The 15,425-nt window shown below is 57.1% G+C and carries 14 protein-coding genes; all 14 read right to left on the bottom strand.

Annotated elements, in window-relative coordinates; all coding sequences use genetic code 11:
• Window positions 1-14 precede the first annotated feature (14 nt).
• On the bottom strand, window positions 15-545 hold the full coding sequence (gene amaP, locus BUA65_RS08735) for an alkaline shock response membrane anchor protein AmaP (protein WP_072868945.1): 531 nt from the start codon (window positions 543-545) through the stop codon (window positions 15-17).
• A 115-nt stretch (window positions 546-660) separates the two neighbouring features.
• Complete coding sequence (locus BUA65_RS08730) at window positions 661-1,062, bottom strand: Asp23/Gls24 family envelope stress response protein (protein WP_072868943.1); 402 nt, start codon at window positions 1,060-1,062, stop codon at window positions 661-663.
• Window positions 1,063-1,139: 77 nt separating this feature from the next.
• Window positions 1,140-2,486 carry an acetyl-CoA carboxylase biotin carboxylase subunit gene (accC, locus tag BUA65_RS08725; protein ID WP_072868971.1) on the bottom strand — a complete coding sequence of 449 codons (1,347 nt, stop codon included), beginning with the start codon at window positions 2,484-2,486 and terminating at the stop codon, window positions 1,140-1,142.
• Between the two features lie 18 nt (window positions 2,487-2,504).
• Window positions 2,505-4,376 (bottom strand): acetyl-CoA carboxylase biotin carboxyl carrier protein, encoded by a 1,872-nt coding sequence (gene accB, locus BUA65_RS08720; RefSeq protein ID WP_072868942.1) that lies wholly within the window; start codon window positions 4,374-4,376, stop codon window positions 2,505-2,507.
• 331 nt (window positions 4,377-4,707) lie between these two features.
• Complete coding sequence (locus BUA65_RS08715) at window positions 4,708-5,097, bottom strand: Lin0512 family protein (RefSeq protein ID WP_072868940.1); 390 nt, start codon at window positions 5,095-5,097, stop codon at window positions 4,708-4,710.
• Between the two features lie 17 nt (window positions 5,098-5,114).
• Window positions 5,115-5,417, bottom strand: coding sequence for a DUF6506 family protein (locus tag BUA65_RS08710; RefSeq protein WP_072868938.1), 303 nt, complete (start codon window positions 5,415-5,417; stop codon window positions 5,115-5,117).
• Between the two features lie 201 nt (window positions 5,418-5,618).
• On the bottom strand, window positions 5,619-6,311 hold the full coding sequence (locus BUA65_RS08705) for a class I SAM-dependent methyltransferase (protein WP_072868937.1): 693 nt from the start codon (window positions 6,309-6,311) through the stop codon (window positions 5,619-5,621).
• Between the two features lie 75 nt (window positions 6,312-6,386).
• The gene (lipA, locus tag BUA65_RS08700; RefSeq protein ID WP_242656270.1) at window positions 6,387-7,973 is read right to left on the bottom strand and encodes a lipoyl synthase; all 1,587 of its coding nucleotides are present in this window, start codon (window positions 7,971-7,973) and stop codon (window positions 6,387-6,389) included.
• A 5-nt stretch (window positions 7,974-7,978) separates the two neighbouring features.
• Complete coding sequence (locus BUA65_RS08695; RefSeq protein ID WP_072868933.1) at window positions 7,979-9,571, bottom strand: 2-oxo acid dehydrogenase subunit E2; 1,593 nt, start codon at window positions 9,569-9,571, stop codon at window positions 7,979-7,981.
• Between the two features lie 53 nt (window positions 9,572-9,624).
• A complete protein-coding gene (locus tag BUA65_RS08690) occupies window positions 9,625-10,653 on the bottom strand; it encodes an ATP-NAD kinase family protein (protein WP_072868969.1) in 1,029 nt (342 codons plus the stop codon).
• Between the two features lie 20 nt (window positions 10,654-10,673).
• Entirely contained in the window at window positions 10,674-11,642 is a 969-nt protein-coding gene (locus BUA65_RS08685) for an alpha-ketoacid dehydrogenase subunit beta (RefSeq protein WP_072868932.1), read from the bottom strand.
• A 113-nt stretch (window positions 11,643-11,755) separates the two neighbouring features.
• Window positions 11,756-12,718: a pyruvate dehydrogenase (acetyl-transferring) E1 component subunit alpha gene (gene pdhA, locus BUA65_RS08680; RefSeq protein ID WP_072868930.1), complete on the bottom strand. Its 963-nt coding sequence runs from the start codon at window positions 12,716-12,718 to the stop codon at window positions 11,756-11,758.
• A 375-nt stretch (window positions 12,719-13,093) separates the two neighbouring features.
• Entirely contained in the window at window positions 13,094-14,785 is a 1,692-nt protein-coding gene (locus BUA65_RS08675) for a sigma-54-dependent Fis family transcriptional regulator (protein ID WP_072868928.1), read from the bottom strand.
• Window positions 14,786-15,221: 436 nt separating this feature from the next.
• Window positions 15,222-15,374 carry a hypothetical protein gene (locus BUA65_RS18230; RefSeq protein ID WP_165613218.1) on the bottom strand — a complete coding sequence of 51 codons (153 nt, stop codon included), beginning with the start codon at window positions 15,372-15,374 and terminating at the stop codon, window positions 15,222-15,224.
• Window positions 15,375-15,425 lie beyond the last annotated feature (51 nt).

Here is a 15,425-nt window from a genome sequence, read left to right as displayed (position 1 = left end):
ATATTTACCCCCATTTACTCCACCCGGGGTTTACGGGCGGAAATACTTTTGACCGTAATGGCGACATCCTGCACCGTCACCCCGGTAACCTCCAGCACCCGGTTTTTTACCTGTTCCTGCACCATGGCGGCAGTGGCGGGAATGTTTATGTCCGGGGTTACCGCCACCCGTATACCAATGCGGATGCCCTCTTTGCCCGGGTAGACCCGGGCACCGGCCTCCCGCACCCCATTTTGCGCCAGAGCCACCTTTTCCACCAAGTCCTGGATGGCGGTAAGGGCAATACGCACCTGTCCCAGGGCTGCCTCGTGAACCACCGCCTGCCGGCGGCGCGGGCGTACCCCCACCCAAAACAGGCGGGCGCCGCCTAAAATAAACAGGCCTAGAAGGGCAATGACGGCCTGCGGTTGCCCAATGACCATGTTCAGCCCCCCCCACACGCGGTAGGATGGGATAAAACCGGCCACGGCAGCGGCAGCCCAGACCAGAGCAACTGTAACAATAAAAGTATAAATCACCAGGAGGCCGCGGTCAAAGGGCCCCATAAAAATGTAACCCCCTAAATACTATATTTCCCTGTTTTCGCCGGATCCGTAAATGTTCAGTACCCCCGCTACGGTGCCGGTGGTAGCGGTTTTACTGAACAGTACAACTGGATCCCTAACGGACCCGGTGTTCTTCCTCTTTACCCTCCTGGCTGAAAGCTACTCCCTGGACATTGACATTAACCTCGACCACCGAAAGCCCGGTCATGGCCTCTATGGCCTTTTTTACGTTCTCCTGAATTCGAAGGGCCACATCGGGAATGCGGGTGCCGTAATCGACGATGACAAACAGGTCTACGGCCGCTTCCTTCTCGCCCACCTCCACTTTCACACCCTTGGACAGGTTCTTTTTACCTAGCATTTCTACAATACCGCCCACCACTCCGCCGCTCATTCCGGCTACACCCGGAACTTCCGTAGCGGCCAGGCCGGCAATGACCCGTACGACTTCATCGGCAATCCGTATTGAACCCAGGCTGGTCTGCTCTTCCCGTATTACCATTTCCTTATTCTCCATCATTAAGCCCCCTGTGCTTGTCATATTTTACCTCCATGCTCCCCATTATATCAGAACCCCGGGCCGTCCGCAACCAATTAGTCCATCAGGATGCGCCGCTGAATGAAATTGGTGTAAATCTCACCCCGGCGGAAAAAGGCGTTGTGCAGCACCCGCTGATGGAAGGGAATGGTGGTCTTGATCCCCTCAATGATAAACTCCCCCAAGGCGCGTTGCATCCTGGCAATGGCCTCATCCCGGTCCTGGCCCCAGGCAATGAGCTTGGCGATCATGGAATCATAATGAGGAGGAACTTTCCAGCCGGGGTAGGCCGCACTATCCAGGCGGATCCCCGGCCCGCCAGGGGGCAGGTAAGCGGAAATCAAGCCGGGAGAGGGAGTAAAGTTGCGGGCCGGGTCCTCAGCGTTAATGCGGCATTCAATGGCCCAGCCCCGGATTTGAATATCTTCCTGGGTATAACCCAGAGGTTCCCCGGCCGCCAACCTTATTTGTTCTTTGATCAAATCAATGCCGGTAACCATTTCGGTAACCGGATGCTCCACCTGGATGCGGGTGTTCATTTCAATAAAGTAAAAGTTCTGGTGTTTGTCCAGCAGGAACTCCACCGTCCCGGCGTTACAATAGCCCACGGCCCGGGCGGCCCTTACCGCCATTTCACCCATTTTCCGGCGCAATTCCGGGGTAAGGGCCGTAGAAGGGGATTCCTCGATCATCTTCTGATTGCGCCTCTGAATTGAGCAATCCCGTTCACCCAGATGGACGATATTGCCGTGCTTGTCACCCAGGATCTGAAACTCAATATGACGGGGTTCGTCCACATATTTCTCCACATAAACCTGGGCATTGCCAAAGGCCGCCTGTGCTTCCGTCTGGGCCGTCTGCACCGCCCGGATTAAATCTTCCGGGCCCTGGGCCACTCGCATACCCCGGCCACCCCCGCCGGCAGAAGCTTTAACCAGCACGGGGTAGCCAATTTCTTCCGCCACCTCCAGAGCCTCCTGCACGTCCCGGAGCACCCCGGGGGAACCGGGTACCACCGGTACCCCGGCTTTAAGCACCGTTTCCCGGGCCACCGCCTTGGCCCCCATTTTTTCCATGGCGGAAGCCGGGGGGCCGATAAAGGTCAGGCCGCAACTTTCGCAGATTTCCGCAAATCCGGCGTTTTCAGCCAGAAAACCGTAACCGGGGTGGATGGCGTCCGCCCCGGAAACTATGGCTGCGCTGATAATGTTGGTAATATTGAGGTAGCTTTTGGCTGCCGGAGCCGGGCCAATGCAGTAAGCTTCATCAGCCATGCGCACCGGCAGGCTGTCCCGGTCGGCTTCGGAATATACCACAACAGTTTTAATACCCATCTCCCGGCAGGCACGAATGATCCTTAAGGCAATTTCTCCTCTGTTGGCAATCAGTATTTTTTTAAACATTTCCTGCTCCCTGCCCATCTATTTTTCCCGGATCAAAAACAGCTCCTGCCCGTACTCCACGGGCTGGCCGTTTTCCACCAGGATTTCCACAATCTCACCGGCCACTTCTGATTCAATTTCGTTCATCAGCTTCATGGCCTCAATAATACAAAGGGTCTGGCCCTTCTCCACCATATCTCCCACCTGGACAAAGGGCGGGGCATCGGGAGCCGGGGCGCGGTAAAAGGTACCTACCATGGGAGCCCTGATCACGGTAAGGCCGGCAGTATCAATAGATTTTTCCGGAGCTGGTACCGGTGGGGCAACCGCTTCCCGGGCCGGCGGCGGTACCGGGGAATCCTCGCCCGCAGGTGCAGGCACCGTCCCTTGCGCGCCGGCTTTCCTTATGGCCACCTTCACCCCCGCACTTTCCAGGGATAACTCGGCAATGGCCGTCTGGTCAATTAGTTTAATCAACTCCTTGATTTCCTGTAAGTTCATGCTTCCATCCTCCTTACGACCGGGTTTTTGCTCCCGGGTTCCGTTACGCAATGGCGCGGCAGAATCCACGGGCTGGTGACCCGGCCGGTTGCGGTTCTCAAAAAATCTCTTCGCCACCTGGGGAAACAGGGCGTAGGAAATGAAATCTTCTTCCGACTTTGCCAGGTGTTTGATCTCTTCTCTTATTTTATCCATTTTGGGTTCCAGTAAATCGGCGGGGCGACAGGTAATGGGTTCTTTGTCTCCCAAAATCTTTCGGGCTACATCCGGATCTATGGGGGCCGGGGGCCTGCCGTAAAGCCCTTCTACATAGGCCCGCACCTCGCCGGGAATGAGTTTGTAGCGTTCTCCGGTGAGAACGTTCAACACAGCCTGGGTGCCCACGATCTGGCTGGTGGGAGTAACCAGGGGCGGGTAACCCAGCTCCGCCCGCACCCGGGGAATTTCCGCCAGCACCTCGGGCAGGCGATGCAGGGCCTTTTGTTCTTCCAATTGGGTAACCAGGTTGGAAATCATCCCTCCGGGAACCTGGTGTTCAAAGACCCGCATGTCGTTGATGCGGGTGACCCCGCGCTCGTAACCCAGGGACTTGCGCAGGTCCTCAAAGTAAGCGGCAATCTCAAAAAGCAAGTGGAGATCCAGACCGGTATCGTAGGGCGTCCCCTGCAGCGCCCGCACAACCGTTTCCACCGGAGGCTGGGAAGAACCAAAGGCCAGGGGTACGGAGGCGGTATCCACCACATCCACCCCCGCCTCGGCCGCCTTGAGATAAGCCCCCAGGGCCAGGCCGCCAATGTAGTGGCTGTGAAGCTGTACGGGCAGACGAACCAGTTCCTTGATCAGTTTTACCAGTTCGAAAGCTTTATAAGGGGTGAGCAGCCCGGCCATGTCTTTAATGCAGATGGAATGAGCTCCCATTTGGGCCAGGCTGACCGCCGTTTCCACATAGTGCTCGGTGGTGTGTACAGGGCTGATGGTATAAACTACCGCCGCCTGGATGTGTGCCCCCGTCTTTGAAGCCACCCGCATGGGTACTTCAAAATTGCGCAGGTCGTTCAAGGCGTCAAAGATGCGGATTACATCTATGCCGCTTTCCACCATCTTATTAATAAAGGCCTCGACCACATCATCGGGATAATGCTGGTAGCCCACCAGGGACTGACCACGCAAAAGCATCTGCAAGGGCGTGCGTTTAATGTACTTTTTTAAAGTCCGCAAACGTTCCCAGGGATCTTCGTTCAAATAACGCATGCAAACGTCAAAAGTGGCCCCGCCCCACACTTCCAGGGAATGATAGCCTACCGCATCCAATTTTTCCAGGATGGGCAGCATATCTTGAGTACGCATGCGGGTGGCCCAGAGGCTCTGGTGACCATCGCGCAGAGTGGTATCGGTTATTTTTAAACCCATGGAAACCTCCCCCAAAACACGGCAAAACAAAAAATACTCAGGTTGCAATAAATACAACCTGAACCGTTAGCCTGTTTATTATCAACTTGATGTTATTATATTAAAATCTACAGGTCCCGGAAATAGGGTAAACGCAAGTATACAATATATTTCAGTATACCCCCGGAAGCTTTTGAAAGTTATGCTTATTGTAAAAAAATAAACAGGAGAGCCACCCTTTCCCCTAGTAGACTAGCGTAAGAAAGGATGGCTCGTTATCAGCTACCGCTGGGGGCTGCTCATGAAGATTGACCAGGTTCTGATTGTCCGCCGGTTCAGAAGCACAGGTTTATCAACAACCGGTGCAACTATCCGGTTTGTGCAGACGCGTATCGACCCTGACCTCGATGCAGGCGTTGGCCACAATAATTGAATCGTCGGTGTCTCCCAGCCCGGGCAAATATATGCCCGGTACCTGCATACCGCCATTTATTACCTTTATTGATTTGCGACCGAAGGGTATTTCCGCCAGCACCCTCGCACCGTCGACTTTCCCGGGGTGGGGGACCGCCACGGTCACATCCACCACCATTTCGTTAAGGTCCCGAATCCCGAAAATTTCCGTCAGGCCGCACAGGCAGCTGTGGGAAACGGCGTCCCTCACAGCCTTCCGGGCCGCCCCGGTGTCATCCTGGCCGTGAAAATCTATGCCCGTACCGAATTCGATCACAAATCGCTTCATCAATGCACCCCCTCCAATTACCCAAACATCCGGTCGCCGCTCCTGCCACCCAGGCCCGGGTGGAGATCAAAGCGCACCACCCCCACGGACACACTTTCACCGGCGGCGCGGGCAACCCTGGCCGCACCATCGTGACCGAACCCCCCGCATAGCTCGATGGCGGCGGTACCCGCAGCCACCAGTTCTCTGGCTGTCTCCTCGGCCTGGGTGTAATCCTTCACTCCCACAACCGTCAGCTCCACCTCCGGAGTCTTTACAACCGCCCGGTGGCGGGCGGGATCTGCTTCCGGAGCCACGAAAATAAATGCCGCCTTCAACATACTGCCACCTCCTCAAAGGATTTACCCCCGGTACTGCCGACCGGAGAAGCCGCAGGACCGGAGTGCCCACAGGGTAACCAGGTTCACCCGCTCGGAAGATGGCGGGCGTAACCGGAGCCTGTTCCGGTGGGTTCGACCGGAACAGGCTCCCGCACCGGAGACACGGGAAAATTCAGGCGTACCCCGTACGCAACGCTCTGTTCAGTCCTTCACCGCCACCGCACAGACAAACCCGCCATCGGTGCGGCCGGCTGCTACGGCGGCGGCTTCTATTCGCCGCGCAGCCTCTTCCCGCTCATAGTCGAAGCCGGGCGGGGTGAACAGCACCGCCCGGGCGCGAACCGAACCGCCCGGCATGGCACACCGCAATTCATCCAGGGTGTACAGCCGGGCCCGGTTGAAAACACTGTCCGGATCCCGGCGCGCCTTTTCCGCGTAAAAACGACCCCAGCTGCTGTCCCTGCCGATCAGCCCCACTACCAACCTGCCGCGAGGCTTCAGGACCCGGTAGGCTTCCCGCAGGGCCGCACCCAGGTCCGGCACAAATTCCAGGGCGGACACGGAAATAACGCCGTCGAAGCTATCATCCTGAAAAGGCAGGCGCACGGCATCTCCCTGGACAAATTCCACCGGCAACCCCTCGGCCTGTGCTTTCGCCCGAGCCTTCGCCAGCATTCCCGGTGAAATGTCCAGACCCGTTACTTTCAACCCCCGCCGGGCCAGCTCCAGGGAATAGTTGCCCGTACCGCAGCCTACGTCCAGCACGCTCATTCCCGGCCGCGGTTCCAGGTAGGCCAGTACCGCCTCCTTTTCCAGCCGGTCCACGAAACGACCGGCGGGGGTCAGGTACCACTCGTCGTAAGTGCCGGCCTTGTCGTCAAAAAGTTGATTCATTGCCTTACCTCCCCACGCTCTTATTGCCGGAAACCCGCGGGTTCCGGCTGCCCTGTAACGGCGGCCCCTGCCGGGTCAGGCAAGAGGCCGGGCGTGGTAGGAACTGCGTACCAGCGGGCCGCAGTCCGCCTTCCGGAAGCCTTTCCGGAGGCACTGTTCCTCGTACCAGCGGAACATCGCCGGGGTAACATAACCGTGCACCGGCAGGTGGCCGGGGGTGGGCTGCAGGTACTGCCCGATGGTGATGTAATCGCAGCCGGCCTCTCTCAGGTCGTCCATTACCGCCAGCACTTCTGCCGGCTCTTCACCCAGTCCCACCATAATCCCGCTTTTGGTGGTTATACTGGGGTCCAGCTTTTTGGCAGTAGCAAGCAACTGTAGCGAGCAGCGGTAGTCCGCCCGTGGACGAACCTTCCGGTACAGCCGGGGCACGGTTTCCAGGTTGTGACCCAGTACGTCGGGCCGGGCGGCGACAACCGTGACCAGGACCTCTTTCGAACCACCGAAATCCGGCACCAGCACTTCCACCGTGGTGCCGGGGTTGAGGTGCCGCACGGCGTTGATGACCCGGGCGAAATGGCCAGCACCCCCATCCGGCAGGTCATCCCTGGTGACGGAGGTGACCACCACGTGCTTGAGCCCCAGCTCCCTGACGGTCCAGGCCACGGATTGCGGTTCCCCGGGATCGGGCGGCCGGGGAGTACCGCTTTTCACCGAGCAGAACCGGCAGTTTCTGGTACAGATGTCCCCCAGGATCAAGAAGGTGGCAGTGCCCATCCCGAAGCATTCCGCCACGTTGGGACAACGGGCCTCCCGGCAGACGGTATTTAATTTGCCCCGCCCGAGCAACCCGGTCATTTTCTCCAGCACCCCGGGTGCGGGGGTGGGTACCGTCAGCCAGCCCGGACGGAAGGCCGGCATTTCCCCGCCCAGGCCGTCCAGCAACCTGCGGACCGGAGCGGGAACACCCGGTAATACTTGCTCCCAGCGGAAAACAGCAGCCATTTCCTCGATAACCCGGTTTTTGACCTCCCGCATGCTGACCCGCCGCCCCAGCACTTCGTGCATGGAGGTCATCTTAACCCCCTGCAGGCCGCAGGGGTGAATTAATTTGAAGTGGCTCATCTCCGGGTCCACGTTGAGGGCGAAACCGTGCATGGTGATCCACTTTTTTACCGCCACTCCGATGCTGGCTATTTTTGCTTCGCCCACCCAGACTCCGGGGTAACCTTCCCTGCGACCAGCCGTGATACCGAAGGCAGCCAGAACACGGATTATGACCTTCTCCAGGTTGTGAACCAAAAGGTGAACGTCCCTTTGGTAGTTGTGCAGGTCCAGAATGGGGTAGCCCACCAGCTGGCCGGGCCCGTGATAGGTCACGCTCCCGCCTCGTTCCACGCGGTAAATTTTCAAACCCTCCCAGGCCAGCCGGTCCCTGGAGGCAAGGATATCCCCCTCCCCTCCAGCCCGGCCCAGCGTCAGCACAGGCGGGTGCTCCAGCAGCAGAAAGCAATCCGGTATTTCACCGGCGCTTCTGAGTCCCTGCAACCCGCGCTGCAGTTCCAGGGCCCGGGAGTACTCCATCACATTCAGGTCGAGGACGAGGATGCGCTGAAATTTTGCCGCCGGATAATAAGCCGCTTCCGCCATGACCTCATTCACTGCCTTTAGTTTCCGCCGAAGGCTTCGATGCAATCCTGCACCAGGGTGGCGGTGTAGGCCAGGGCCGCACCACCACCGAAGAACACCGCCACATTGGCCGCTTCCAGGATCTGTTCCGGGGTGGCGCCCAGCTCCATCGCCTTGTAGATGTGCGCAGTAATACAGTATTCACATTTTATATATACCGAAAGAGCAACGGCGATAAGTTCTTTGTTCAGCCGGGAGACCGCCCCGTCGTCAAAGAAAATCCCTTCTGTAAGTGCGGAAAAGCCCATGACCACATCGGGCGCGGTTTCCATCAACCTATTTATTCCATCCTTGTAAGCTCTGCGAATTTGCCGCGGGGACTTACCGCCGCCTGCGGAAATAAGCAGATCTTCATTTTTTTGCGGCTGCAACCCGAACCAGGGGTAGGGGTCTTCCAGCATTTCCTTCAACCTGCTCAGGAACTCGGCAGCCAGCGAGCCGTCGATAATCCGGTGGTCAAATGAGAGGCTCAGGGTCATAAAGTAGCGCTTTTCCAACCTCCCATCCACCAGCGCCGGCTTGGTACGTATGGTGCCTACACCCAGGATGGCGGTTTCCGGGCGGTTGATAATGGGGGTAAACCCTTCCGCTCCGAACATCCCCAGGTTGCTGATGGTAAAGGTACCGTTTTCCACATCCTCCGGGTCCAGCTCGTTGTTGCGGGCGCGAGTCGCCAGGTCCTTTACTTTAGTGCTAATTTGCTCCAGTGACAGCTGGTGTGCGTTTTTGATGTTGGGTACCACCAGGCCGTTTTCCAGGGCTACGGCTACCCCGATATTAACGCTGCCCGGCAAAAAAATTTCATTTTCCGAGCTGCGGGAATTGACCATCGGAAACTCCGTCAGCGCTTCCGCGGTAAATTTAACCAGCAAGTCGGTATAGGAAAATTTAATCCGGCCCGAACTATCCTGAGCGTTCAGCTGCTCGCGGACATCACGCAGGGCCGTAACGTCCACTTCTTCCATGATGGTTACGTGGGCAGCCTGCTTTCTGCTTGCGGACATTCGTTCCGCGATAACCGCCCGCATACCGTCAATGGGCAAAACCTGGTAGCTTTGCCCCCCTTTCAGCTGCTCCAGATAGTTACGAACGTCCTCCTCCACCACCCGGCCGCCCGGACCCGATCCGCTGATGAGGCCGATGTCGACTCCCTCCTTGCGGGCTAGCCTGGCCGCCCGGGGGGAAACCTTGCGTTCGCCGGCAAAGACCACAAAGGGCTTCACCGGTCTGGCTTCTTTTTTCCGCTCTTCTTCTTTCCCCCCTCCGGCCAGGGCCTCCTGCAAGGCGGCCAGGGCTTCGCTCACCGCAGCTTCCAGGGAAGCCTCATCGTCCCCTTCATCCGCTATCACCGCAACGGGTACGGAAACAGGCAGGGTGGAGCCTGCGGGACATAAAATTTTATAAAGTACCCCGGTAAAAGGAGATTCAACCCTCACGTTGACCTTCTCGGTCATCACTTCCAGGAGGGGCTCGCCCTGTTCCACCCGGTCGCCCTCGTTCTTCAACCAGCCGGTGATCCTGCCTTTTTTCATGGTCAAGCCCAGTTTGGGCATCAGGACAATGTTGGCCATCTCCATTACCTCCGCTTGTTGGTTAAAACGTTTCCCATACTGTGGTCCGGCTTTCATTTATTCCCGGCAGGCCGTTCCCGGTGCTCCCGGAACACACCCCTGGCTGCAGCGGCAGCCAGCGTACGGTCGATGTCAACCACCCAGGGTCCTTCCATGGACAGTTCAATTTCCGCGCTATCCCCCGCATTGATCCGGAGCTCCCTTTCCCCGTCCAGCGCAATAACGCAGGGGCTTTCCAGAACCTGAATCCTCTGCCCTGGTTGCAGCAGGTGATAGGCAACCACCGGAACACGCTTGATCAGCCCGGGACCTATGGCGGCGCGGACGGAAACGGCGGCATCCCCCGTGGGGGAACCCACAATTACGTGCATCCCACAGGGTTCGGCGGGGCCGATGTGCCTGAGGCCGCCCACGACCGAGGCGATACCGATACAGGCGGTCGACCCCCTGGTGGCGGCAATTTGCCTGATCTTGCTCGCATCCCAGACCGCCCGGGAGCCGGTGAACCGGTCGGCCAGCACCACCGCGTCGATAAGGGCGATATCCGCCGGCCTGCCGTTGATGTAGATTACCAGCATTTTGGTTCGTTGCAGCGCCTCTTCAGGCTCCACCGCGCCCGTAGCCAGCAGCCCCGCCGCCAGACCCGCCACGGTCCCCTCGACCATAACGGGAAAGACATTATTGGTGCCGGTGGAAACGGGCAGCAGGGGTATGTTGCCGGCACCCTTGGCCACCACCCGGTTGGTCCCATCCCCTCCCAGGGTGATGATACAACTAACCCCGGCGGCGGCCATCATTTCAGCCGCCCTCCGGGAGTCGTCCTGGCTGGCGTTGATTTTCATGTCCAGCAGGCGAGCTTCCAGTGCCAGCCGGCACCTTCCCGCCAGGCTGTCCAGCACCCGCTGGTAAAATCCGAAGTAGTCGGGCATAAACCAGACGCGCCGCACTCCCAGCGAATCCAGGCCCAGCAGTATGCGCCTGATCAGGTTGGCTTTTTCGTTGTTGTCAAAAACCGTGGCATGGGCCACCAGCCTGCGGATGTCCTTACCGGAAGCGGGATTGGCGATTATGCCGACAGACAACGTCCTCTCCCTTTCCTGAATCAAAATAAAGATTTAATCGCTTCGATGATCTTCTCCTCGCTGGGCACATAAGCTGCCTCCAGGGGAGGGCTGAATGGCACCGGGGCGAAGGGTGCGGCCACCCGCTTGACGGGCGCGTCCAGGAAGTCGAACCCCTCTTCCGCCACTATAGCGGCTATTTCGGCGCCGAACCCGCTGTTTTTAACAGCTTCGTGGACAATGACCAGGCGACCGGTTTTCTCGACGGACTGCAGCAGCGTCTCCTTGTCGAAGGGCACCAGGGTTCTGGGGTCCACGACTTCGACCTCGATGCCTTCACCCGCCAGAGTTTCGGCGGCAACCAGGGCCCTGTGCACCATCAGGGAGGTGGCCACCACCGTAACGTCCCTGCCCTCTCGTTTTATGTCGGCTTTGCCCAGGGGAATGGTGTATTCCCCCTCCGGCACCTCTCCGGTAACCCCGTAGAGCATCTTATGCTCTATGAATATCACCGGGTTGTCGTCCCGGATGGATGACACCAAAAGCCCCTTAGCGTCCGCCGGCGTTGAGGGCATGACCACTTTAACCCCGGGCATGTGGGTAAACCAGGCTTCCAGGCTCTGGGAGTGCTGAGCAGCCGCCCCCAGACCGGCGCCGCAAACCGTCCGCAGGGTGAGGGGTACCTTGACCTTGCCTCCGAACATGTACCTCATTTTGGCGGCCTGGTTGAAGAACTCGTCCATGCACACCGTCATGAAGTCCATGAACATGATTTCCGCCACAGGCCTCAAACCCGCAGCGGCCGCACCCACCGCGCTGCCCACGATGGCAGTTTCCGAAATGGGGGTATCCAGTACCCGCTCCGGACCGAACTCCTGAATCAATCCCGCTGTAACGCCGAAACACCCGCCAAAGATTCCCACATCTTCGCCCAGAATATAAACCGTGTCGTCCCGTTTCATTTCTTCCCGCAGGGCGGCGTTTATGGCCTGGGAATAGGTCATTTCCATAAAATTTCACCCCTTATTTTGTTATTTATTGCTCAATTAATTTATTAGATAATTTCATGTACCAGCCAGATCGATGCGTTTAGTTTATGGTTTTTCGAGAAGTCTTTTAGCGACTAATCGCAGTAAACGTCAGTGGTCAACTCGGAAACATCCGGGTAAGGACTCTTACGGGCAAATTCAACGGCGTTTTTGATCTGCTCCTTTACCTCGGCGCTAATGGCATCCAGCTCTTCCCTACTTGCTATGTTCATTTCCAGCAAACTGGTGCCGAAACGCTGGATGGGGCATTTCTTTTTCCACTCGTTGACTTCTTCTTCGCTACGGTAGACGCAGGCGTCGCCCTCGAAGTGGCCGCGGAAGCGGTAGGTCTTGCATTCAATGAGGGTGGGGCCTTCCCCCGCCCTGGCCCGCTTGATGGCTTCGGCGGCAGCTTCGTAAACTGCCATCACATCGTTGCCGTCCACACTGACGCCCGGGATACCGTACGCCACGGCCCGGTCCGCTATATCGTTGATGTTCTGGTGTCTCTCCTGGCTCATGGAAATTCCGTACATATTGTTTTCACAGACGAAGATAACCGGAAGCTTCCAGATGCTGGCCAGATTGAGGGCTTCGTGGAAAGTAGCCCGGTTCGATGCGCCGTCCCCGAAGAAGCAAACGGCCACGCCGCCGTTCTTCAAATATTTGTTGGCAAAGGCGGCCCCCGCAGCCAGCGGCAAACCGGCCCCCACGATCCCGTTGGCGCCCAGGAAACCCAGTTCTACAGCGGCAATGTGCATGGAGCCACCTTTACCCTTGCAGTAGCCGTCGATCTTCCCGAAAATCTCGGCCATCATTTTTTCCACAGACGCACCCCTGGCGATACCATGACCGTGTCCCCGGTGTGTGCTGGCGATATAGTCCTTGTCGCCCAGGTTGCTGCAGACACCCACCGCTACGGCTTCTTCACCTACGTACAGGTGTACGAATCCCGGGATCTGCCCCTGGGAAAACAGGTTGGCCACGGTTTCTTCAAACTCGCGGATTAATAGCATTTTCCGGTACATGTCAAGCATTTCCTCTTTGTTCGGAGCCATCAGGGTCCCTCCCTTAAAATTTTTTGCCAAAGTATTACAATCAGAATTTTAACTTTGCAATAAAAATGCCAGGGTCCGGCGCCGGTGCATACATTATGTATATCCCCACTGCGATTACCCTCAATCGAAAGCGTTTTTTAAACGTGCCCGCCGTAACTATTTCTTGCGGCGCTTTAGAAAAATGCGCAAAAAACGAACAACGTTAAATTACCGGGCACTTCATTACTCCGGTAACGCGGAACAATTGTTGTGAAACGCCCGATTAACCGACCGGCCAAAAAAAAAAGCCGCCGCCATTTATGGTAGTGGCTAGCAAGCAAGGTGGATTTAAGGGTAAAACGGACCGCTTTTCATACACCGCCGGTCGGTCATGCCTTACCCTTCCAGGCTGATACCGTATTTTTTAATTTTTTCGTATAAAGTATTGCGGCCGATGCCCAGGGCTTTTGCCGTCCTGGTTATATTGCCCCTGAAAACAGCCAGTGCTTCCTTGATGGCATTAATCTCCATTTGCTCAAGGGTGACAACCTGCCCCAAGCCAACCACGGGTCTCCGGGACCCTCCGGTCAGGTAACGGGGTAAATGGCCGGGCTGGATCACAGGCCCGTCCGCAAAAATGATCGCCTGTTCCAGCACGTTGGCCAGCTCCCTGACGTTACCCGGCCAGCGGTGGCTCAATAATATTTCCATAGCCGCAGGGTCTATTCCCGCCAGGTTTTTACCCACCCTGGCCGATATCCCGGCGAGGAAGTGCCGGATCAAAAGGCTTAAGTCTTCCGCCCGTTCTCTCAAGGGAGGTATCTCGATAGTCAGGACATTGATGCGGTAAAAAAGATCTTCCCGGAAATTGCCCTTCTGTACTTCCCGGAACAGGTCCTTATTGGTGGCTGCAATAATCCTCACATCGACGGGGATGGCTTTTTTGCCGCCCACCCGGGTAACGTTTCTTTCCTGCAGCACCCGCAGCAGGTTGGCCTGCATCTCCAGCGGCATGTCGCCTATTTCGTCCAAAAAGAGCGTGCCGCCGTGGGCCATTTCAAATTTGCCGGGCTGCCCACCCCGCCTGGCACCGGTGAAGGCCCCGTCGCTATAGCCGAAGAGCTCGCTCTGAATCAGCCCGGCAGGCAGGGAGGCGCAGTTTACGGGGATGAACGGCCCGTTACGGCGGTCGCCGCCGTTGTGGATGGCCTGGGCGAAAATTTCCTTGCCGCTGCCGCTTTCACCCAGCAGCAGCACAGTGGAGGAACAGGCGGCAGCCCGCCGGGCCAGGTTCACCGCCGCACGGATCTGGCGGCTTGTCCCGATAATGTCGTCAAAGGTGAAGCGGGCGCGGTATGCGCCTGCGTTTCCGGCAGCCGGCTGTCCGTGCGGGAAGGCGGGAACCCCGTCCACCTGGACTCCTTTGAAGGAATTCCACTCCCTCTTCAGCATTTCCCGGCAGAGCTCTTTTTCGATGGCTTGTGCCGCGGCCACGATAAGGCCGAGGGTGTGGGGGTGCATCTTGTCGTAAGGACCCGACATGTCTAAACACCCCAGAATCAGCCCCCCGGGATTGCGAATGGGTGCGGCCGAGCATGTCCAAAGATGGTGATTGGTGCAAAAGTGCTCCGCTCCTGTTATCTGGATGGGAACGCCGGTAACCAGACATGTGCCGATAGCATTGGTACCCACCGACTCCTCGGTCCAGTCCGCCCCCCGGAAAAAGTTTAGCCGGTCGGCCATGGCAAGTGTTTTGCCGTCACCCATCGTTTCCAAAATGATACCTTCACTGTTGGTCAGGACGACCATGAAGCCCGAACCCTGCACGATGTTGTAGACCGACTTGATTATGGGCCTGGCTACATCCAGCAACATTTTGTTTTCCTCTTCAAGCTGCTCAATGCGGTTGTCACTCAAGATGCGCTTGCAGATGCCACCCACGGGATTAACACCGGCAATTTTGCATCTCTGCCAGGATGTAGCGACTGTGCTTCTAACGTCGCACAAATCAAGTGTTCCGGAATTGATAAACCGCTCCCAGTTCTTTACCATTCTTTTCTGGACGGCCAGTTGAGGTGAGGTACTCATTTCTTCCGGGACCCCCTAAAAACGGGAATGTGTATTACAGGCAACTGAGGCCGGTGTCAACTGGAATTGTCAGCCGGAATTACTGAATGTTCGAGTAATACTCGTGTACCGCCACGGGCAACTTTTAAACCTGGTCAAGTATATGTTTGAATATTGAAAAAAGTGGAGGTGCAAGCCGGCACAAGCACGCGCTCCTCCGTGCTGGTGGTAGATGGATTGTCAATGAACCTAACTGCTTCGTGCACCCCCTGGTCGCATCCCCCCTTTTTTACCAAAAAGAATTCGGCCTTTCGAAGAGAGATTATAATTTAATTTTACAACAAAAACAAAACCTTTTGCTCATGCGTCGAGCCATTCGGTGATCGTGCCGTTGGTCAGGGTGCTCCCGGTAACCAGCAAAAGCGTCCACCAGAACTACTGAAGGGACTTAGTGATGCTATTCCATTTCTTCAAGGGCTATTTCCAGATTCGTAATCATCACATCCACCTCCCACGGATTGGCGCCAATAATCCTGTCAACCTTGCTGGAGAGAAGCTCTCTGTATCCTTTGTCGTGGGAATGGTGGTGGGACTGTCTGTCATCAGGCACGGGTTCATTCCTCCTGTGGCTGTATTATACCACATCCGGCCGGGGATTGAC

It is taken from the genome of Desulfofundulus thermosubterraneus DSM 16057 (assembly GCF_900142025.1).
In the GTDB taxonomy this organism is placed as follows: Bacteria; Bacillota; Desulfotomaculia; order Desulfotomaculales; family Desulfovirgulaceae; genus Desulfofundulus; species Desulfofundulus thermosubterraneus.
The sequence above is the reverse complement of the archived record's forward strand: the minus strand, read 5'-3'. Positions and strand labels throughout refer to the sequence as shown.

What these genes read in the sequence shown, in the direction of transcription:
- amaP (WP_072868945.1), bottom strand. Translation starts at nt 545, where the DNA reads ATGGGGCCCTTTGACCGCGGCCTCCTGGTGATTTATACTTTTATTGTT.
- BUA65_RS08730 (WP_072868943.1), bottom strand. Translation starts at nt 1,062, where the DNA reads ATGGAGAATAAGGAAATGGTAATACGGGAAGAGCAGACCAGCCTGGGT.
- accC (WP_072868971.1), bottom strand. Translation starts at nt 2,486, where the DNA reads ATGTTTAAAAAAATACTGATTGCCAACAGAGGAGAAATTGCCTTAAGG.
- accB (WP_072868942.1), bottom strand. Translation starts at nt 4,376, where the DNA reads ATGGGTTTAAAAATAACCGATACCACTCTGCGCGATGGTCACCAGAGC.
- BUA65_RS08715 (WP_072868940.1), bottom strand. Translation starts at nt 5,097, where the DNA reads ATGAAGCGATTTGTGATCGAATTCGGTACGGGCATAGATTTTCACGGC.
- BUA65_RS08710 (WP_072868938.1), bottom strand. Translation starts at nt 5,417, where the DNA reads ATGTTGAAGGCGGCATTTATTTTCGTGGCTCCGGAAGCAGATCCCGCC.
- BUA65_RS08705 (WP_072868937.1), bottom strand. Translation starts at nt 6,311, where the DNA reads ATGAATCAACTTTTTGACGACAAGGCCGGCACTTACGACGAGTGGTAC.
- BUA65_RS08695 (WP_072868933.1), bottom strand. Translation starts at nt 9,571, where the DNA reads ATGGCCAACATTGTCCTGATGCCCAAACTGGGCTTGACCATGAAAAAA.
- BUA65_RS08685 (WP_072868932.1), bottom strand. Translation starts at nt 11,642, where the DNA reads ATGGAAATGACCTATTCCCAGGCCATAAACGCCGCCCTGCGGGAAGAA.
- pdhA (WP_072868930.1), bottom strand. Translation starts at nt 12,718, where the DNA reads ATGGCTCCGAACAAAGAGGAAATGCTTGACATGTACCGGAAAATGCTA.
- BUA65_RS08675 (WP_072868928.1), bottom strand. Translation starts at nt 14,785, where the DNA reads ATGAGTACCTCACCTCAACTGGCCGTCCAGAAAAGAATGGTAAAGAAC.